Source organism: Phyllobacterium sp. SYP-B3895 (assembly GCF_009647635.1).
Taxonomy (GTDB): Bacteria; Pseudomonadota; Alphaproteobacteria; order Rhizobiales; family Rhizobiaceae; genus Phyllobacterium; species Phyllobacterium pellucidum.
In genome coordinates this window covers 1,009,221-1,027,398 of the sequence record NZ_WJIG01000001.1, presented here as the reverse complement: position 1 = coordinate 1,027,398, position 18,178 = coordinate 1,009,221, and the positions used below count along the sequence as shown (strand labels likewise).

The window sequence follows — 18,178 nt, the reverse complement described above, 5'->3', positions numbered from 1 at the left end:
TCAGAACATCGGCGGCATGCGAACCGAACGCTGCGAGCGGTTGCCGCCACTATTCGGTTTCGTCGTCGATGGATCGCTTCCCGTTCCGACGACAACGCGCTCGCCTTCATTAAGACCGCTCTTGATCTCGGCATTGACGCGGTTGCGAATGCCGACTTCGACCGCGCGCGTTTCAGTGGCGCCAGCCGCCGTGACGACTGTCACCTCGCCCTTGTGCGATGGTTCGCCATTGCCGCCGCGCCGTGAGCCCGCAGGCATGGTGATTGCCGAACTCGGCACCACAAGCACATCGCGCGCGGCGGACTCAACGAAGAACACCTGGGCGCTCATCGAGATCATGAGATCGCCATCGGGATTAGGAACATCGAACAGCGCGTAATATAGAACGACATTGTTTTCGATGTCCGGCGTAGGCTGGATCTGCCGCAGTTTGCCCGTATAGCGCTTGCCCGGCTGACCAAGCAGCGTGAAATAGGCATCCATGCCGATCTTGAGCTTGCTGACGTCTGCCTCGGAAACCTGCGCCTTGACCGTCATCGTCGAAAGATCGGCAATGGTGACGATCGTCGGCGCCGTCTGGCTCGCATTGAGCGTCTGGCCTTCCTTGACCGGCACGGCTGCTATCGTTCCGGCCATGGGAGCATAGATCTTGGTGTAGCCAAGGTCGACTTCGTCGCCGGCAAGGGTCGCTTGTTGCTTGCGGATCTGCGCCTCGAGCGCATTGACGTCCGCTTCCGCGCCGGCGAGGTCAGCGACCGCCTGATCGAGCACCGATTGCGAGACGCTGCGCGTTGCGACGAGATTACGCTGGCGGTCGATGTTGGACTCCTTCAGGACAAGCTGCGCCTGCTTCGAGACGAGCTGAGCCTTCAGATTGGCGAGTTCTGCCTGGTCGATTTCAATCTTGTTGAGGATGGTGGCGGGATCGATCTCGCCGACAAGCTGGTTTTGCGTGACCTTATCGCCGATCTCGACGTGAAGCACCTTCAACTGACCGGAAACCTGCGCACCGGCATCGACCGATTTTATCGAATCGAGCGTGCCGACTGCGGTAACAGCATTTTCGATATCGCCGCGCTCGACCGCCTGCGTGACGACGGCGGCTGTCGCAGTCGAGTTCTGGTAGCGATTCCACGTATAGGCGCCCGCTCCAACGGCAATGAGCACCACGGGGATCCAGAACCAGAAGCGCGCCCGCTTTTTCTTGCGGCTCGGTGGAACTGCTCCGGGAATAAAGGTCACATTGGATGTTTCGGGCGTCTTGTCCCGCTTGGCCGCTCTGGCTATTTCTTTCATCCGACCCGCTCCACTCTCATCCGCCGCCTCAACTCATCCATATTACCAACAAATGGAGATGAGGGGTTCGCCCGAAAAGCATTGAGATCATTATATTTTGGTAATGATCCTCGAGGCGCGATTATCGACGGGCGCGCATGAACGGCGGCTGAATGATCATACGCGATGATATGGATGTCCGGAGAGGATCGTTGTTGTCCGATACATCTGCTCGGCGACAAGGATGCGGACAATCTGATGCGGCCATGTCATTGCGCCGAGCGCAAGCACAAGATCGGCTCGGTCGCGAAGAGCGGGATCATGCCCATCTGGTCCGCCGATCGCGAGCAGGAGCTGACGCTTGCCGTCGTCGCGGAAGCGCGCGATCCTTTCGGCGAAGGCTTCGGACGACATTGTCTTGCCGCGCTCATCGAGAAGGACGAGGACGCCGCCCTGATCCAGGGCTTCGAGGACTTTTGCCGATTCTTCCTGCTTGCGCAGTTCGGGTTGCTGCGCCCTGCTTTCACTGATCTCCGTCACCGACGTAAATTCGAGCCCGAGTGGCGCGCCGGTTTTCTTCAAACGGTCGAAATAGCGGTCGGCCAGTTCGCGTTCGGGGCCAGACTTCATCCGGCCAACGGCAAAAACGGTAATGCGCACGAAAGGGTTCCTGTGCCCGCACTCGGACGGCTGCTACTCTGTTACGGGCTCGTAGACGACCGTGCCGGCCGTTAGCCGGTTCAAAATTACATCAACCGCCCAGGGCGTCATGTGGGCCTGCGCCAGGACGCCCCGATCCGTCAATCAGTGAACGGTTTCTCCGTCGAGCTCGGGAGCCTGCCACATCTTTTCGATGTTGTAGAACTCACGCACTTCGGGACGGAAAACATGGATGATGATATCGCCCGTGTCGATCAGCACCCAATCACCGCCGCTAAGGCCTTCGACCTTGACGCCATTGCCATGCCCGCTCTCTTTCAGAGCGCGCAAAAGCTGGTCCGCAACCGCCGTTACGTGACGATGCGAACGTCCCGACGCGATGACCATGTGATCACCGATGACGGACTTGCCTCTCAGGTCGATGGGGACAATGTTTTCGGCCTTGGAGTCTTCAAGACTAGCAAGAACCGACTGAAGGGCGAGAGATACGGAACTCAGTCCGCCCATCTCCGCCGTTGAAGGTGCCAAGGCATCCTTCTTCTGAAATGCTGTTCTCAGTGTATTTCCTTTCCCTTAAGAACAACGCGACGCAGCCGACAAAACATACTGCACGCTATTAAGATAGGCAGAGTCGCATGACACTTTCAAGACATCCGAAGGGAGCATTCGATCACGTTTTGCTCGATCCACTCTGCGTCCCGTTGCGGATAGCCGTGGAAGAGAGCAGCGAACGAGGCCCATGGATGAATGTCCATGCCGGTGCCTTCGAGCGCGCCAGAATCGGCGCGTCCGCTTCATCGATGCGTGCATAGTCGAAGGTCTTGGCCATGCGCGACGACAGAAACGCCAGCGTCGATCCCGGCCTGTCGATAACGGCGATGGGAAATGTCAGCGCGATCTTGTGCCAGCGTTGCCAGCGGTGGAAATCCGCCAGGTTGTCCGCGCCCATGATCCAGACGAAATTGACGCCGGGATTGCGCGCCTTGATCAGGGCGAGCGTATCTGCCGTGTAGCGAATATGGTAGGCGGCTTCGAACGCGGTGATCTTGATGCGCGGATCGTGCAGCAGGGCTTCGCAAAGCTCCAGTCGCTCGGCGAGCGGCGCCAGCCGCCTTGTATCCTTGAGCGGGTTGCCGGGCGTGACCATCCACCAGAGCTGATCGAGCTTGAGGCGTCGCAGGGCGATTTCCGCAACAAGCGCGTGACCGGCATGCGGCGGGTTGAAAGAACCGCCAAAAAGCCCGACCGTCATGCCTTTTTCAACAAAGGGCATGCGCAGGTGCGCTTCACTGACGCCGGGGAAGCTTGTCTGCAGCGCCTGCCCTGCTGTCACGGGCGCGTCTGGCCGTTGCCGCGCACGCGGTACTTGAACGACGTCAATTGCTCGACGCCGACCGGACCACGCGCGTGCATCTTGCCAGTCGCGATGCCGATCTCCGCACCCATGCCAAACTCGCCGCCGTCGGCAAACTGCGTCGACGCGTTGTGCAGCAAGATGGCCGAATCGATCTCATTGAAGAACCGCTCGACCACCTTCGGATCTTCCGCGACGACGGCTTCAGTGTGATGTGACGAATAGCGATTGATATGATCGAGGGCGCCACCGATGCCATCGACCAGCCGGACCGAAATGATAGCGTCGAGATATTCCGTCGACCAATCTTCTTCCCTAACGGGCGTTGCAGCGGGATAGACCGATACCACGTCCGCCTCGGCGCGAACCTCGCAGCCCGCTGCGCTGAGATCACCGAGCAAGGCAGCGACGTCAGCCGGCGCAATGGCGCGGTCGACAAGAAGCGTTTCCGCCGCCCCGCAAATTCCGGTGCGCCGCATCTTGGCATTGACCACAATCTTGCGCGCCATGTCGAGGTCGGCAGAGGCGTCGATATAGAGATGGCACAGGCCCTCGAGATGGGCGAACACGGGAACACGCGCTTCGGACTGTACCCGCGCCACCAGGCTTTTACCGCCACGCGGTATGATCACGTCGAGATTGCCATCGAGACCCGTCAGCATTTCCCCAACGGCGGCGCGATCGGTCGTGGGAACGAGTTGGATCGCATGGCGCGGCAAGCCTGCCGCTTCGAGCCCCTCCATCAGGGCAGCATGAATTGCCTGCGAGGAATGAACCGAATCGGAGCCGCCGCGCAAGATGACGGCATTACCGGACTTGAGGCAAAGCGCGCCCGCATCAGCGGTCACATTCGGCCGGCTTTCGTAGATGACGCCGATGACGCCGAGCGGCGTGCGCACCCGCTCGATGTGGAGGCCATTGGGACGATCCCATTCGGCGATCACCGTACCGACAGGATCCGCCAGTGCAGCGATCGTGCGGATGCTTTCCGCGATACCGGCGATGCGCTTTTCATCCAGTGTCAGGCGGTCCAGCATCGCGCTGCTCATGCCGGCGGCTACGCCATTGGCGACGTCCTCGCGGTTGGCTTCGAGGATTTCTGCCTGCCGGCGCTCGATCGCCCCAGCCATGGCATTGAGCGCAGCCGTCTTCTTGTCCGGCGAGGCGATAGCAAGCGGTTGTGCAGCGACGCGAGCCTTGCGGCCGATTTCGGCCATAAGATCGGCGACTGTCGTCTTTGCATCGACGCGTTCCAACATTTGCTACTCCTTCGGCGCAGCCACCCGCTTGGCCGCGCGCACCACAAGATCATCACGATGAATCATCGCCGAACGTGCATCATAACCGAGAATGCCGGCAATCTCATTGGTCTTCCGTCCGGCTATTTTCACCGCATCGGCGGCGTCATAGGCAATGAGACCGCGCGCAGCCTCGCGCCCGTCGGGCCCGAACACCGCAACCGTATCACCACGCAGGAATTGCCCGGCGACTTCGCGAACACCGGCCGCAAGCAGCGACTTGCCCGATTTCAGCGCAACGAGCGCTCCCTCGTCGATTACGATGCGCCCCGAAGGTTCGAGATTGCCTGAAATCCATGTCTTCCACGCGTTGACCGGCGTCAAACTCGCCTTGAACAGCGTGGAGCGCTCGCCCTGATCGATCGCCGCGAGCGGATTGAAGCGCGTGCCCGACGTTATGATCATGGCGGTACCCGCCGCATTGGCGATCTTGCCGGCGTCAAGCTTGGTCTTCATGCCGCCACGCGAATATTCCGAGGCGGCAGCCCCCGCCATTGCTTCGATATCCGGCGTGATGGCATCAACGACGGGCAGGAACTGCGCATCTGGATTCTGGTGCGGCGGAGCGGTGTAGAGCCCGTCTATATCGGAAAGCAGGATCAGGAGATCGGCGCCCATCATCGTCGCAACGCGAGCCGCCAGGCGATCATTGTCGCCGTAGCGGATTTCAGTGGTCGCAACCGTATCGTTTTCATTGATGACGGGTATGGCCTTCAGCCGCAAAAGCGTGCCTACGGTGGCGCGCGCGTTGAGATAGCGACGCCGCTCCTCCGTATCGGAAAGCGTCAGCAGGATTTGCCCGGCGCGCAGAGCATGATGACTGAGCACTTCGGCATAGGCCTTCGCAAGTTCGATCTGCCCGGCAGCCGCGGCGGCCTGGCTTTCTTCGAGGCGCAGGGGTCCATTCGGGAGCCCAAGGACAGTCCGTCCGAGCGCAATCGCGCCTGACGATACGATCATCACCTCGACACCGGCCTTGGCGAGCGCGGCAACATCGGCGCCAAGGCTTTCCAGCCAATCGCGCTTGAGACCGGCTGTACGGTCGACAAGCAGGGCCGAACCGATCTTCACCACAATGCGGTGATAGGCGGAGAGCCTGAAAGACTGATGCGCCTGGGAAATATGATTCATCTGATCAAACCAACGCTCATCGTTGAATATTCAAGAATTGAACCGGGTATCGACTTCAACCGGCCGGTCGGCCTCACGTGATTCGAGAATGATTGCCGACAGCGCACGCAGCACCTGCTCCACGCCCTCGCGCGTCACCGCCGAGAGCAGCATGGGCTCGCGCCCGGCGACCTTCTTCAGCGCCGCCACCTTTTTCTTGCGCGCGGCTGCGTCGAGCGTATCGACCTGGCTCAGCGCCACGATCTCGAGCTTTTCCGCCAGGCCATGACCATAGGCCTCGAGTTCGGCACGCACGGTCTTATAGGCCTCGGCGACGTTTTCCTCCTGAGCGGACACCAGATGCAGAAGCACACGCGTGCGCTCGACGTGGCCGAGGAAACGGTCGCCGATACCAACGCCTTCATGCGCGCCCTCGATCAGGCCCGGAATATCGGCAATAACGAACTCTCGCCCATCAATGCGCGCAACGCCAAGATTGGGATGCAGGGTCGTGAACGGATAATCGGCAATTTTCGGCTTGGCTGCGGTAACGCTCGCAAGGAATGTCGACTTGCCGGCATTCGGCTTGCCGAGGAGACCGGCGTCCGCGATCAGCTTCAGACGCAGCCAGAGATTGCGCTCCTCACCTTCGAGGCCCGGATTGGCGCGGCGCGGCGCCTGATTTGTGGAGGTCTTGAAATGCAGATTGCCGAAGCCGCCATTGCCACCCTTGGCGAGGCGATAGCGCTGGCCGACCACAGTGAAATCGCAGATCAGTGTTTCATTGTCGTCTTCGAAGATCTGCGTTCCGACGGGCACCTTGAGGATGACATCGGCACCCTTGCCGCCGGTCATGTTGCGCCCCATGCCATGCATGCCGGTCTTTGCCTTGAAGTGCTGCTGGTAGCGATAGTCGATGAGCGTATTCAAGCCATCGACCGCCTCGGCCCAGACATCGCCGCCGCGACCGCCGTCGCCGCCATCCGGCCCGCCGAACTCCAGAAACTTTTCACGGCGGAACGATACCGCGCCGGCACCACCGTCGCCGGATCGGATATAGACCTTCGCCTGATCGAGAAATTTCATGAAATCCAGTCCTTATCGTTGTGGCGAGGCATTACAGTAAAATGCCCGCAAAGAAAACTGGCCGTCCCTATCCAGGACGGCCAGTTCGTTCATGATGTCCAGCTACGCAAACCGATCCAGGTGCGCCGATCGAGCATGTAGCGCTCGACAGGCACGTTGCCGGCAGCGATCGAATCCATCATGCCGGTGTTGGCATACTGGAATCCGCTCTTGTAGATCACCCGGCGCGAGGCAATGTTCGACACGCGGCACGAGGCGTGCAGCTTTTCGACCTGCGTCGCGCGGAAAACGAGATCGACCAGCGCGTGGGCAGCCTCGGTGGCATAGCCTTTGCCCCAGTAGGGCTCGCCCAGCCAGTACCCGATTTCCAGCTCGTCCCGGCGCGAAGGAACGTACTCATCCTTGCTGCGCCGGTAATTGATGCCGCAGCACCCGATAAACGTGCCGGATTGGCCCAGGGTAATCGCGTAGACGCATTTGCCGATCTCGCCCGCATTGGCGCGGCGCACAAAATCCACCGCATGTTCCTTCGTATAGGGATGCGGCATACGCGAAAGCATTTCGGCCACATGAAGGTTATCGGCGAGACGGGCAATTGCGTCGACATCCTCGTTACGTGGCGCCCGTAAAACCAGGCGTTCCGTAACGAGCACGGGACAGTCTATAAGGTCCAGCCGTTCTTCATCGTCTTCCAGTAAATCAGCAACCATTTTGTCGTCCTCCAGACACGAAAAGGGAGATGGGCTTTAATCCCATCTCCCCTTTGATCTTTTGGCGGTTGCCATGTTTCACCGGGTCCGATGGGACGCCGGTGCTTCAAGCAGGACCGGCTATTCTGCTGCTTCGGCGATCGGGTTGACGATCGACACGTAGCTGCGGCCGTTGGCTTTGGTACGGAAGGAAACGACGCCTGCTTCAAGCGCAAACAGGGTGTGATCCTTGCCAAGACCAACATTGGTGCCAGCATGCCACTTGGTGCCGCGTTGACGCACGAGGATGTTGCCGGCGAGAACCTTCTCGCCGCCAAACTTCTTCACGCCAAGGCGCTTCGATTCGGAATCACGACCGTTGCGTGACGAACCACCAGCTTTTTTGTGTGCCATCGGATTGCTCCTCTAAACTCTTCTTACTCGCCCGTAGCGGGCTTTTCAGCCTTGGTTGCAGCCTTCTTTGGCGCAGCCTTGGCCTTGGGGGCGGCTTTCGTCTCGGTTGCATCCGCGGCGACGGCAGCTTCTTCTGCCTTCGGAGCGGCTACCTTCTTGGCCGGCTTTTCAGCGGCCTTCTTGGAAGGCTTCGCACCATCCGTCAGGATTTCCGAGATGCGGATCGTCGTCAGTTCCTGGCGATGACCACGCGTGCGCTTGGAATTCTGGCGGCGACGCTTCTTGAATGCAATGACCTTGCGGGCACGGCCCTGCTCGACGACTTCCGCCGTGACGAGCGCGCCGTTGACGACGGGAGCACCGATCGTTGCGTCGGCTCCGACGCCTACCATCAGAACTTCTGCGAACTCAACGATGTCGCCGGCTTCGCCAGCAACTTTCTCGACCTTCACGAGGTCGTTGGCGGCAACGCGATACTGCTTACCACCGGTCTTGATGACTGCGAACATTTTTTCCCTTTCGGCGTTCGGTTCGGTTTTTTGCGGCACGCCGCAATAACCGTCTTTTTGTCAGTCGTGACAGATTGATAGAAAGGCGCTTCGATCGAAGAATTTAGGCGCCCGGATTCAAAAACAAACGGCGCGGAGAATCCCCCACGCCAGTCGTTGCGCGCTTATAAGATCCGCTTTGTTGGAGAGTCAAGAAATTTAACGCAAAATTGCTCTTGTATCTCGAAGCTTTGCCCGCTATCTAGCACGCCGCACGCTCAAGCCAAGCCCTATGGGGCATCGCGGCACCGGCAGGGTTGAATTTCCTGACCATTTTCTTTCGGGACCGAGTCGATCGGTTTCTGGCGCGGAGAGGTGGCTGAGTGGTTGAAAGCACCGCACTCGAAATGCGGCATGGGGGCAACTCCATCGGGGGTTCAAATCCCTCCCTCTCCGCCATTTATTCTGCTTGACCACCAGCACCCTGTTATTTTTGTGCAGTGCAGCAACTTTCCTTTCGCACTTGCGTTATAAGCAATCGGCGCCATTGTGGTCGCTGACGGGAAAGGATGCCTTCATGCGCAACATAGCCGACACGATCAGACGCCTGAACGTAAATCGCATGCCAGCAGGCATCATTGATGCGGGGGGCAGTACGCGCCTCAAAGCACTTGCGGATTTTGGCCAGAACCCCGGCGAATTGCGGGCATGGCACTATATTCCGGCAAGCTTCAAGCCAGGCTCGCCACTGGTCGTGGTTCTCCACGGCTGCACGCAAACCGCCGCCGGCTATGATCGCGGCTCGGGATGGTCCGAATTGGCTGATACGCACGGGTTTGCGCTGCTATTTCCGGAGCAGCAGCGCGGCAACAACGCGAACCTCTGCTTCAACTGGTTCAATCCGGGTGACGTAGGCCGGGGACAGGGCGAAGTGGAGTCGATCCGTCAGATGGTCGTGGCAATGTCGGCACGATATCCGATCGATCGATCGCGGACATATATAACGGGTCTGTCGGCGGGTGGCGCCATGGCCGCCGCAATGCTGTCAACCTATCCGGAACTGTTCAAGGCAGGCGCGATCATCGCCGGCCTGCCGTTCGGTACAGCTTCCACCATCCCTGAGGCGTTTGACCGCATGCGCGGCCATGGTTTGCCGGAAAGCAGGGCATTGGCCGAGAAAGTCCGCAAGGCCTCCGGTCATGCGGGTTCCTGGCCGGCAATATCGGTTTGGCATGGAAGCGCGGATACGACGGTCGATCCTGTCAATATGGAAGCGATCATTGGCCAGTGGTGGCACTTGAGCGACCTCGGCGATGCGCCGACCATCACTTCGCTGACCCAAAAACACCAGTGCAGGACATGGCGGGATGCGAACGGTGTCGCATGCATCGAGGCCCATACGATCAAGGGCATGGCCCATGGCACGCCCATCAAGACGGGCGGCATTGACGGGTATGGAGCGGCAGGTCCCTTCATGCTCGATGTGGGCATTTCCTCGACCTGGCACATCGCCGATTCCTGGAACCTGATCACTGAAACCGAGCGGGAGAAAGTCGAAGCAATCGCGCCTGCACTTGAAGGAGTCGGTGCCAACGACGCTCGTGGCGGCGATCAGGCTGTCGGCAGTGTCATTGAAAACGCGCTTCGGGCTGCGGGTATAATGCGATAAGGCCCCTATCCGACTTTTCGGTCCATCGCCGGGAAAATGCCATTCCCGGCGGGACGGCCGCGGTCGCAACAATGAAGTCGCTCGGGAACAAATAGGGACGTTACAGCTTCTAGTGATACGGCTGGCAAATCATGGCCAGCCAAAAGCAAAGCTTGACACCTTAAGGAGGTTTCTATGGGACGCGGTATTCTTCTTTGGCTGCTCGGAGTTCCGATCCCGATCATCCTGCTTCTCTTCCTGTTCATGCGATAGGAGCGAAGCATGTCATTTACCGATATAAATTCAGGTAGGGACACGACTGTCGAGTCGAGTTCGAGTGCCGTGAGCTGGGGACCGATTATCGCGGGCTCAGTGACGGCGGCAGCGGCGTCGGTTTTGCTGACGTTGCTCGGATCAGGCCTGGGGCTGACCATCGTGTCGCCCTGGGCATCGCAGAGTGCTTCGCTGACGACCTTTGCCGTATCCACGGCCATATGGCTGATCCTTATTCAGTGGTTGTCGTCGGGACTGGGTGGCTATCTGACCGGCCGTCTCAGGACCAAATGGACGGGCGTTCACACCAACGAGGTATATTTTCGTGATACTGCCCACGGCTTCATCGCATGGGCCCTGGCGACGCTGTTCGTCGCAGCCTTGCTGGGCAGCGCAGTCACGTCGACCATCAGCACCGGCGTAAAGGCAGCGTCCAGCGTTGTCTCGGGCACCGCGAATGCTACCGCTTCCGCGGCCGGCGCTGCGGCCAACGATACATCGGTGTCGTACTTTGTCGACAGCCTGCTGCGCCCGGCGACGCCGGCAAACGCGACTTCCCCGGACAGCGCTAGTCAGGCGGCCGGAGAAGTCTCGCGCATCCTGCTGAACGCTGCGACAACAGGCACACTTCCGCCGGATGACCGCAATTATCTGGACCAGGTTGTGGCCTCTCGTACCGGACTGAGTGAAGCCGATGCCAAAGCAAGGGTTGATGCTGTTCTGGCACGCGCCGACGAAGCGAAGAAGGCGGCCGCAGAAGCCGCTGACAAGGCCCGCAAGGCGGGTGCCACCGCAGCCTTCATGGCAGCGTTCTCGCTGTTGATTGGCGCATTCATTGCGAGTGTCGCAGCGGCTCTCGGTGGCCATCATCGCGATACAGATGAAGAAACCAACCTAGCCGCGACGAACAAGGCCTATAAGTAAAGCCTCAAAGCCTGGCGCGCTCAAACCGCGCTAGGCAATTCAATCCGGTTTTGTCAGCATGCTGCAGGAATCGGATTGAATCTCGACGGCAAAGCGACGATTCTTGATGCAGGCTGAAACTTGAGAGTGCCTGCCATGACAACGCACCAATACTACATCTTTGATACGCCTGCTGGCTTTTGCGGCATCGCCTGGAATGATGTCGGCATTACCCGTTTTCAACTGCCGTCACGCACCGCCGAGGCAACTGAGCGTAACCTGTTGCGCCGCATTCCGGATGGCGCGCCAGCGAAACCTCCGGTTGAAATAGCCGCCGCAGTCGCTGCGGTGAAACGCTATTTCTCCGGCGAAGAAATCGATTTTACCAGTTTGACACTCGATCTTGGCGAACAGGACCCGTTCTTCAAGGCGGTTTACGCTGCGGCACGGCGCGTTGGTTGGGGTGATACCACCACCTATGGTGCATTGGCGAAGCAACTTGGCGCCGGCCCGGAAGCTGCGCGCGACGTCGGCGTCGCCATGGCGAAAAACCCGGTCGCGCTGATTATTCCCTGTCATCGCGTCCTTGCCGCGGGTGGCAAGATCGGTGGCTTTTCGGCGCCAGGCGGGTCCACTGCAAAAATGCGGATGCTTGAGCTTGAAGGCGTTCAGGTTGGCCCGGCACCAGCCGCACAGCAGTCGTTTGGCTTCTAGGAACCGGCGAGGCGCGCTTCGGCGCTCAACGTACGAGGGAGCATTGCATGAACATGGTAATCCTGTCGGGCACCGGGTCGAAGGGCTCGCACTCTTCAAAGCCGAGACCGCGATAAAGGGCAATTGCCTCGTTCATGTAGGTGGCAGTCACAAGTCGCGCTGTGGTCGCGCCCTGTTCCCGCATGGCTTTCATCACGGTCGTCATAAGCGCGAGCCCGACGCGTTTGCCACGCAGCTGCGGCTTTACATATAGTTTGTGAACTTCTCCGATGCCGTCGCCTTCATCGGTACAGCCCACGCAACCGACGGCTTCACCGCCGATATGGGCAATGAAGAAATCGGCGCCGTCTTCTGAAAATTTCGCCATGAGGTCCTGCGGTGAAGCGCCGAAATAAGCCGCGACGACGTCGTGGAACGGCATGCCGGCGCCGGAATTGATATCTGTATCCCATGCTCCGAGCGCGCTGACGAACTCCCTTGCGACTTCGAAGTCGGAAATGTCCCGCGCCCGCCTGATCGTTATGTCTGCATCCATCCGTTTTCTCCTGGAAGAGAAGTTATCACGGCCTGCGAAAATCGAAACAGCATCAATTTCGGCTTTCCGGCGTCGTGGGGCTTGCCGTTATACCCTGCTTTTCCTCAGCCGCGCCCTTCCCGTCCGTCATCCCCGGGGCCCTCTTTAGGCGCATTCCCGCCTTCGCCTCACCGTGCCCCACGCGCCATCCTTGCCGTCGTCATCCCCGGGCCCTTGTCCCGAGGATCTACCCTTGTAACAGCTGATGGCTGGAGAACTCATCCACGCAGGCATGGATCCTCGGGAAAGGGCCCGAGGATGACGGCGGGGTGGGTAGATGAGGGTGAGTGATGCCTATAGATACGCTCTCACCAACGAGGCGGTCACATCGCCGCGCGGTCCCCGCGAGACCATAACGCCCTCTTAGGCGTCCACCCCCGCCCCGTCCCTGCCGTCACGCTCGCCGCCCTCACTCCCGTCCCCCTTCACCCCCCTCCCGCCCGGAACACATACCGGCGTTCAAAGTTTGCCATTTGCGCAATATGTTGATATCAACCTTATTGGGCGGACTTCAGCACGGTGGAATGGCTTCCCATGCCAGAACTGCCGCAATGCACGCGCAAGGCGCCAACTTCAGAGGATCGAGCCATGAGCATATCCCATTCGCTTACTCCCGCAGCCGAACTCGCCAGCCTTAATGGCGTACGCTATCCCAACGAGAGCGCCGCCTACCGGCAGGCACGCGATGCCCTTCTGGCGGAGGAGATTGAACTGAGGCGCCATATCGAACGCGTCGCCGAACAGCGGCGGGCCTTGCCGCCGGGCGGTGAGGTGGCAAAGGACTATCGATTTGACAGCGAGGACGGACCCGTCAGCTTTGCCGATTTGTTCAGTGGCAAGCAGACGCTTGTTGTCTACAATTACATGTTCGGACCGGAGCGTGAACGTCCTTGCCCCATGTGCACCTCGCTGCTGAGTGCCTGGGACGGCGAAGCTCGCGATGTCGAACAGCGCGTTGCGCTGGCGGTCGTCGCTCGCTCGCCCATCCAACGCCTCGTTGCCTTCAAAAAGGAGCGCGGCTGGCAGGCTTTGAAGCTCTATTCCGACACCAGTGGTGCGTTCAGCCGCGACTATCATGCTTGGCCGCTGGAAGGCGGGGATGACGCGGCCTTCAATGTTTTCACGCGACGCGACGGAATGATCCGCCATTTCTGGGGTGGCGAGATGGGCTTCGTTACTGCGGATCCCGGACAGGATCCGCGCGGCGCGCCGGACCTGATGCCGATCTGGACGATCCTTGACTGCACCCCGGAGGGTCGAGGTTCGGACTGGTATCCGAAGTTGAACTACTAGAGCGGGCGAAAAACGCATCGCTCAAATGCGTTCTCTTACAGTGTAATTACGGGGTTTCATGGGGTGGAACAGTTTCACTCCCGGGCAGTTATGATCTTCAATCAAAACGTCCGGGAGTTCTGCCATGCCATCCCTCGAGCAAGCCATATCCATTGCTGCGAGTGCCCACGCTGGTCACCGCACTGAAAATGATGAGCCCTATATTTTGCACCCGCTTCGGGTGATGCTTGGCCTCCACGATGAGGACGAGCGAATCGTCGCTGTTCTCCACGACGTTGTCGAGAAAACCGGCTGGACACTCGACAATCTGCGCAATGAAGGTTTTTCCGAACAGATTATCGCAGCGGTTGACGCCGTGACCCGCCGCCACAACGAGGATTACTTCGATTTCGTGCAGCGCACGCGCGAGAACGATCTCGGCAGGCGGGTCAAGATCATGGATTTGAAGGATAATATTGCCAAGGTCAGGAACGATCGCCGATCATCGCAAGCCGAAGAAAAGCTCGCGAAATATGAAGAGGCCCTTGTCCGGCTTCAGTGAGCATTTCTGTTATTCAGCCCATGCCGGTCGTCGGGGACATATTTCTGACCGTTTTGTGCAGTGCACCTTGCCGCCCCGACCGGCGTCTATACTGCCCGAGGGATTTTTGCGCGGTGTTAGGTTTGCGCACATGAATGCAAGGAACCACCCCGCAACTTGAACGTTGACTCGCTGAATGGGCGGAACATTCAACAACTATGAGGGAAGAGTTATGAGAAAACTGTTGATCATTGGAGCGACCGCCTTGGTCGCGCTAACGTCCGCGCCACAGGCATTTGCGCAATCTATCGTAATTGGTCCCGATGGCGTCCGACTGGCTGAGCCACAGAGGGAACCGGCCTATCGTTCGCGGGAAATTTCCGAACGTGATGCGGTCCGGATTGCGCGAAGCGAAGGTGTTCGCGACGTGGACGATGTAAGGCGCAGAGGGTCGCGCTTCGTCGTGGAAGGCATAGACCGCCGCGGTGACGATATCCGTGTCGATATCGACCGTCGCACAGGCGACGTTGTTGCCGTTAGGTAATGTTAAACAATGAAAATTAAAAGCCCGCCATCGGAATTGGCGGGCTTTTGCTTGTCGAAGAATCAATAGGCCGTTTCGCCGTTGGCATCGTCAAAATAAGATAGGCGCGCAAGCTCGCGTTCAACGGCCGTGAAGAAGGCGCCGACCTGTTCGTCCTGCTCCTCCTCGGCGATGCCGATTTTGCTGAGATGTCTGAAGAGCGTTTCTGCCACCTGGTTTCGATAGGCACCGGCCTGCCGGTCCGAGACCTTTTCGGCGATCCTTGCCGCCACTTCGCGAATCTTCGCCGCCCTCCGCGTAAGCGGAAATGCGATGACCCGGCACGGCGTGGTGGCTTCGGCTTCAAACATGCTCATATTCTTCCCGGTTCCCGCAGGCGCGGTTGGCAATCGATTCGCCTGACGATAGGGGAAATTGTCCTAACAATTTGTTTCCGCAGGCCTTTGGGCCCCTCTCCGATCTCTGTTGGACTGGTTACGTAACGTCCTGTGGGGCAATAGCAGCGGGAACAGTCTGTGCGTAACGGCCTCGAAATGTTGCCCGTCATGGCATGCGGGCCTATCAAGTGAGGGACAAGTGATTCGTTTTCGTTACGGCGCAGACAGTGAGACATGGCACTTAGCAATGCGGAGAGACAGCGGCGGCACCGCGAGCGGCAAAAGCAGAAACTTGCCGCCGCCGCGCCGGATCTGGCAACGCAGTATGAAAACGTCGGTGCCGACCTTCGTGAAAAGCTCTATGCACTCATCGACGCAGAGAACGCGCATCGCGAACGTTACATAACGTCCCTCTCGCTGGAGCGTATCGACTTCAGCAGGGTTATTCTCGATATCGCCCTCAATGAAGATCGCTCCGGCATTGCCGATACAGCGAGGATTGTCCTCCTGCAGGCGCTGTGCATGGGCGAAAGCACCGAGAAAGAGATTGTCGAAGCGCTCCGGCAAAAGGCACTGGGGGCAGCGCAACAGACCCATGGCTATGATTCGCAGGATCAGATAGGCCCCCTCGCGCACTATATGCGCGTGCCGAACTTCGGCTGACCGAAGGGTTTTACTTCCGTGTCCGGCGTCTGCTAGATTCAGGCTTCGACACGATCAATGTGGAGGGAAAAGACATGGCGCATCCGGCTTTTTTACCATCCAACGTTGCAGTCATCACGGGAGGCGCATCGGGCATAGGGTTTGCGGCGGCCATGCGCTTCGCCAGGATGGGTCTCAAAGTCGCAATTGCTGACCTTGCCGGGGAAAAGCTCGAGACGGCCCGCGCCACGTTGGCGACCGAGGCCGGCAGTGAGAATGTCTTGGCCGTCGCGACGGATGTTACCAATGTGCCAGAGCTCGAGCACCTGAGAGAGGCGGTCGACGCCAAATTCGGCGGGGCCGATGTTCTGATGAACAATGCCGGCATCCAGCCCGGCAGCAGCGTCTTCGAAGCGAAAAACTGGGACAGTATCATCGCCGTCAATCTCTTTGGCATCATCCGCGGCAGCCAGGTTTTCGGTCCATCGATGATAAAGCGGCAGAAGCCCGGGCTTATCATCAATACGGGGTCCAAGCAGGGGATCACCACCCCGCCCGGCGATCCGGCCTACAATGTCTCCAAATCCGGCGTCAAAACCTTCACCGAGGCTCTGCAGCACGAGTTACGCAACACGAAGGATTGTCACGTAACGGCACATCTTTTCATTCCGGGATTCGTTTATACGCCGCTCGCCGCAGGCGGTCGTACAGAGAAACCAGCGGGCGCATGGACAGCCGAACAGACCGTCGATTTCATGCTCGAGCGCGTGTCCGCCGGCGATTTCTATATTCTTTGTCCCGATAACGACGTGACCCGAGCCTTGGATGAAAAGCGCATATTCTGGGCCGCCCACGACATGATCGAGAACCGCCCGCCGCTTTCGCGCTGGCATCCGGACTATCAGGACAAGTTCGCCGCATTCCTGAAGGGGGCTGACTGATCAGTGCAACCGCGCGATCCCAGCCGGCTCCATGCGGACCGAACTTAATTCGGATCATTGCCTTGATGCGGCCGTTGGTCCGGTTCTATGCTGGAGCATCGTTTTGACCAGCATGGATTTCCAATGACCTCGTCCCCCAAAATCCCATCCGTCGATCCCGTCAAGCTTGACCGTCTGGCGGAAGTTTCCGTCAAGATCGGCCTGCAGCTGCAGCCGGGGCAGGATCTTTTGATCACCGCGCCGCTTGCGGCGGTGCCGCTCGTGCGCCGCATCACCGAACATGCCTATAAGGCCGGTGCCGGCCTCGTGACGGCGCTTTACAACGACGAAGAAACGACGCTGATGCGCTATCGCAACGCGCCGGACGGCAGCTTCGACCGCTCTGCAGGCTGGCTCTATGAAGGCATGGCCAAGGCGTTCTCAGAAAATACCGCGCGTCTCGCCGTGGCCGGCGATAACCCCATGCTGCTTTCCGCCGAAGATCCGGAGAAGGTCGCCCGCGCTAATCGAGCGCAATCGCGCGCCTATCAGCCGGCGCTGGAAAAGATTGCCGGGTTCGACATCAACTGGAATATTGTTTCCTATCCCAACCCCTCCTGGGCCAGGCAGGTCTTCCCGGATCAGGATCCGGACGTTGCGGTCGCGATGCTCGCGGATGCGATTTTCGCCGCATCGCGTGTCGATGTCGAGGATCCGGTCAGTGCCTGGCGCGATCACAACGCCGCCCTGGACCGGCGCACGGCGTGGCTCAACGCCCATGCCTTTTCCGCATTGCACTTCAAGGGTCCGGGCACCGATCTGACCGTCGGGCTCGCCGATGAGCACGAGTGGCATGGCGGCGCATCGGTTGCCAAGAACGGCATCACCTGCAACCCCAACATCCCGACCGAAGAAGTGTTTACAACCCCGCATGCCCTGCGCGTCGATGGTCACGTATCGAGTACCAAGCCGCTCTCGCATCAGGGAACATTGATAGAGAATATCAAGGTTCGCTTCGAAGGCGGCAAGATCATCGAGGCGAAGGCAACGCGCGGCGAAGAAGTGTTCAACAAGGTGCTCGGCACGGACGAAGGCGCGCGGCGCCTCGGCGAAGTCGCTCTCGTGCCGAATTCGTCACCGATCTCGGCCTCGGGCCTCCTGTTCTTCAACACGCTGTTCGATGAAAACGCCGCCAGCCACATCGCGCTCGGCCAGTGCTATTCGAAGTGCTTTATCAATGGCGACAAGCTGACGCCGGATGAAGTCGCGGCGCGGGGCGGAAACAAGAGCCTCATCCATATCGACTGGATGATCGGTTCGGGCGAGATCGATGTCGACGGCATCAACAAGGACGGCTCCGCCGTGCCGGTCATGCGCAAGGGCGAGTGGGTCTAAT

At 59.4% G+C, this 18,178-nt stretch carries 21 protein-coding genes and 1 tRNA gene; 10 read left to right on the top strand and 12 right to left on the bottom strand.

Going from position 1 to position 18,178, the window contains the following annotated elements:
* The 10 genes from macA to rplU form a co-directional block, all read right to left on the bottom strand.
* Positions 1-1,296, bottom strand: a complete 1,296-nt coding sequence (macA, locus tag GF108_RS04940) for a macrolide transporter subunit MacA (protein WP_153667068.1) — start codon at positions 1,294-1,296, stop codon at positions 1-3.
* 156 nt (positions 1,297-1,452) lie between these two features.
* On the bottom strand, positions 1,453-1,935 hold the full coding sequence (gene rlmH, locus GF108_RS04935; RefSeq protein ID WP_370462076.1) for a 23S rRNA (pseudouridine(1915)-N(3))-methyltransferase RlmH: 483 nt from the start codon (positions 1,933-1,935) through the stop codon (positions 1,453-1,455).
* Positions 1,936-2,079: 144 nt separating this feature from the next.
* Positions 2,080-2,463, bottom strand: coding sequence for a ribosome silencing factor (gene rsfS / locus GF108_RS04930; protein WP_027231125.1), 384 nt, complete (start codon positions 2,461-2,463; stop codon positions 2,080-2,082).
* A 142-nt stretch (positions 2,464-2,605) separates the two neighbouring features.
* Positions 2,606-3,208, bottom strand: a complete 603-nt coding sequence (locus GF108_RS04925; RefSeq protein ID WP_153667342.1) for a nicotinate-nucleotide adenylyltransferase — start codon at positions 3,206-3,208, stop codon at positions 2,606-2,608.
* A gap of 56 nt (positions 3,209-3,264) precedes the next feature.
* Positions 3,265-4,548: a glutamate-5-semialdehyde dehydrogenase gene (locus tag GF108_RS04920; RefSeq protein ID WP_153667067.1), complete on the bottom strand. Its 1,284-nt coding sequence runs from the start codon at positions 4,546-4,548 to the stop codon at positions 3,265-3,267.
* A gap of 3 nt (positions 4,549-4,551) precedes the next feature.
* Positions 4,552-5,718, bottom strand: coding sequence for a glutamate 5-kinase (gene proB, locus GF108_RS04915; protein ID WP_153667066.1), 1,167 nt, complete (start codon positions 5,716-5,718; stop codon positions 4,552-4,554).
* 30 nt (positions 5,719-5,748) lie between these two features.
* Entirely contained in the window at positions 5,749-6,783 is a 1,035-nt protein-coding gene (gene obgE, locus GF108_RS04910; RefSeq protein WP_027231121.1) for a GTPase ObgE, read from the bottom strand.
* An 89-nt stretch (positions 6,784-6,872) separates the two neighbouring features.
* Positions 6,873-7,493 (bottom strand): GNAT family N-acetyltransferase, encoded by a 621-nt coding sequence (locus tag GF108_RS04905; protein WP_027231120.1) that lies wholly within the window; start codon positions 7,491-7,493, stop codon positions 6,873-6,875.
* A gap of 120 nt (positions 7,494-7,613) precedes the next feature.
* Entirely contained in the window at positions 7,614-7,886 is a 273-nt protein-coding gene (gene rpmA, locus GF108_RS04900; RefSeq protein WP_091920980.1) for a 50S ribosomal protein L27, read from the bottom strand.
* Between the two features lie 23 nt (positions 7,887-7,909).
* Positions 7,910-8,395, bottom strand: a complete 486-nt coding sequence (gene rplU / locus GF108_RS04895) for a 50S ribosomal protein L21 (RefSeq protein ID WP_027231118.1) — start codon at positions 8,393-8,395, stop codon at positions 7,910-7,912.
* Positions 8,396-8,743: 348 nt separating this feature from the next.
* Between rplU and GF108_RS04890 the strand changes: the two genes are divergently transcribed.
* The 4 genes from GF108_RS04890 to GF108_RS04875 all read left to right on the top strand — a co-directional run bounded on the left by GF108_RS04890 (position 8,744) and on the right by GF108_RS04875 (position 11,912).
* Positions 8,744-8,833, top strand: a tRNA-Ser gene (locus GF108_RS04890).
* 118 nt (positions 8,834-8,951) lie between these two features.
* Positions 8,952-10,043, top strand: a complete 1,092-nt coding sequence (locus GF108_RS04885; RefSeq protein ID WP_153667065.1) for a PHB depolymerase family esterase — start codon at positions 8,952-8,954, stop codon at positions 10,041-10,043.
* Between the two features lie 261 nt (positions 10,044-10,304).
* Entirely contained in the window at positions 10,305-11,219 is a 915-nt protein-coding gene (locus tag GF108_RS04880) for a hypothetical protein (RefSeq protein ID WP_153667064.1), read from the top strand.
* A gap of 135 nt (positions 11,220-11,354) precedes the next feature.
* Positions 11,355-11,912 (top strand): methylated-DNA--[protein]-cysteine S-methyltransferase, encoded by a 558-nt coding sequence (locus GF108_RS04875; protein ID WP_153667063.1) that lies wholly within the window; start codon positions 11,355-11,357, stop codon positions 11,910-11,912.
* 25 nt (positions 11,913-11,937) lie between these two features.
* Here the strand turns inward: GF108_RS04875 and GF108_RS04870 are convergent, their stop codons facing one another.
* A complete protein-coding gene (locus GF108_RS04870) occupies positions 11,938-12,489 on the bottom strand; it encodes a GNAT family N-acetyltransferase (protein WP_370462101.1) in 552 nt (183 codons plus the stop codon).
* A 585-nt stretch (positions 12,490-13,074) separates the two neighbouring features.
* On the opposite strand from GF108_RS04870, the gene GF108_RS04865 reads away from it, so the two are divergent.
* The 3 genes from GF108_RS04865 to GF108_RS04855 all read left to right on the top strand — a co-directional run bounded on the left by GF108_RS04865 (position 13,075) and on the right by GF108_RS04855 (position 14,843).
* Positions 13,075-13,779: a DUF899 family protein gene (locus tag GF108_RS04865; protein WP_153667061.1), complete on the top strand. Its 705-nt coding sequence runs from the start codon at positions 13,075-13,077 to the stop codon at positions 13,777-13,779.
* Between the two features lie 124 nt (positions 13,780-13,903).
* Entirely contained in the window at positions 13,904-14,320 is a 417-nt protein-coding gene (locus tag GF108_RS04860; protein WP_153667060.1) for an HD domain-containing protein, read from the top strand.
* A 211-nt stretch (positions 14,321-14,531) separates the two neighbouring features.
* Positions 14,532-14,843, top strand: coding sequence for a PepSY domain-containing protein (locus GF108_RS04855; RefSeq protein ID WP_091920968.1), 312 nt, complete (start codon positions 14,532-14,534; stop codon positions 14,841-14,843).
* Between the two features lie 62 nt (positions 14,844-14,905).
* Here the strand turns inward: GF108_RS04855 and GF108_RS04850 are convergent, their stop codons facing one another.
* Positions 14,906-15,193, bottom strand: a complete 288-nt coding sequence (locus GF108_RS04850; RefSeq protein WP_246663836.1) for a DUF6074 family protein — start codon at positions 15,191-15,193, stop codon at positions 14,906-14,908.
* Positions 15,194-15,454: 261 nt separating this feature from the next.
* Here GF108_RS04850 and GF108_RS04845 point away from each other — a divergent pair, with 261 nt between their 5' ends.
* The 3 genes from GF108_RS04845 to GF108_RS04835 all read left to right on the top strand — a co-directional run bounded on the left by GF108_RS04845 (position 15,455) and on the right by GF108_RS04835 (position 18,177).
* Entirely contained in the window at positions 15,455-15,883 is a 429-nt protein-coding gene (locus GF108_RS04845; protein WP_153667058.1) for a hypothetical protein, read from the top strand.
* Positions 15,884-15,957: 74 nt separating this feature from the next.
* Positions 15,958-16,803 (top strand): SDR family oxidoreductase, encoded by an 846-nt coding sequence (locus tag GF108_RS04840; protein ID WP_153667057.1) that lies wholly within the window; start codon positions 15,958-15,960, stop codon positions 16,801-16,803.
* Positions 16,804-16,926: 123 nt separating this feature from the next.
* Positions 16,927-18,177, top strand: a complete 1,251-nt coding sequence (locus GF108_RS04835; protein ID WP_153667056.1) for an aminopeptidase — start codon at positions 16,927-16,929, stop codon at positions 18,175-18,177.
* Position 18,178: the final 1 nt, after the last annotated feature.

What these genes read in the sequence shown, in the direction of transcription:
- GF108_RS04840 (WP_153667057.1), top strand. Translation starts at nt 15,958, where the DNA reads ATGGCGCATCCGGCTTTTTTACCATCCAACGTTGCAGTCATCACGGGA.
- rpmA (WP_091920980.1), bottom strand. Translation starts at nt 7,886, where the DNA reads ATGGCACACAAAAAAGCTGGTGGTTCGTCACGCAACGGTCGTGATTCC.
- rplU (WP_027231118.1), bottom strand. Translation starts at nt 8,395, where the DNA reads ATGTTCGCAGTCATCAAGACCGGTGGTAAGCAGTATCGCGTTGCCGCC.
- GF108_RS04875 (WP_153667063.1), top strand. Translation starts at nt 11,355, where the DNA reads ATGACAACGCACCAATACTACATCTTTGATACGCCTGCTGGCTTTTGC.
- GF108_RS04905 (WP_027231120.1), bottom strand. Translation starts at nt 7,493, where the DNA reads ATGGTTGCTGATTTACTGGAAGACGATGAAGAACGGCTGGACCTTATA.
- GF108_RS04835 (WP_153667056.1), top strand. Translation starts at nt 16,927, where the DNA reads ATGACCTCGTCCCCCAAAATCCCATCCGTCGATCCCGTCAAGCTTGAC.
- GF108_RS04880 (WP_153667064.1), top strand. Translation starts at nt 10,305, where the DNA reads ATGTCATTTACCGATATAAATTCAGGTAGGGACACGACTGTCGAGTCG.
- GF108_RS04865 (WP_153667061.1), top strand. Translation starts at nt 13,075, where the DNA reads ATGAGCATATCCCATTCGCTTACTCCCGCAGCCGAACTCGCCAGCCTT.
- GF108_RS04925 (WP_153667342.1), bottom strand. Translation starts at nt 3,208, where the DNA reads ATGCCCTTTGTTGAAAAAGGCATGACGGTCGGGCTTTTTGGCGGTTCT.
- GF108_RS04860 (WP_153667060.1), top strand. Translation starts at nt 13,904, where the DNA reads ATGCCATCCCTCGAGCAAGCCATATCCATTGCTGCGAGTGCCCACGCT.
- GF108_RS04855 (WP_091920968.1), top strand. Translation starts at nt 14,532, where the DNA reads ATGAGAAAACTGTTGATCATTGGAGCGACCGCCTTGGTCGCGCTAACG.
- GF108_RS04845 (WP_153667058.1), top strand. Translation starts at nt 15,455, where the DNA reads ATGGCACTTAGCAATGCGGAGAGACAGCGGCGGCACCGCGAGCGGCAA.
- GF108_RS04885 (WP_153667065.1), top strand. Translation starts at nt 8,952, where the DNA reads ATGCGCAACATAGCCGACACGATCAGACGCCTGAACGTAAATCGCATG.
- GF108_RS04920 (WP_153667067.1), bottom strand. Translation starts at nt 4,548, where the DNA reads ATGTTGGAACGCGTCGATGCAAAGACGACAGTCGCCGATCTTATGGCC.
- proB (WP_153667066.1), bottom strand. Translation starts at nt 5,718, where the DNA reads ATGAATCATATTTCCCAGGCGCATCAGTCTTTCAGGCTCTCCGCCTAT.
- obgE (WP_027231121.1), bottom strand. Translation starts at nt 6,783, where the DNA reads ATGAAATTTCTCGATCAGGCGAAGGTCTATATCCGATCCGGCGACGGT.
- macA (WP_153667068.1), bottom strand. Translation starts at nt 1,296, where the DNA reads ATGAAAGAAATAGCCAGAGCGGCCAAGCGGGACAAGACGCCCGAAACA.
- GF108_RS04850 (WP_246663836.1), bottom strand. Translation starts at nt 15,193, where the DNA reads ATGTTTGAAGCCGAAGCCACCACGCCGTGCCGGGTCATCGCATTTCCG.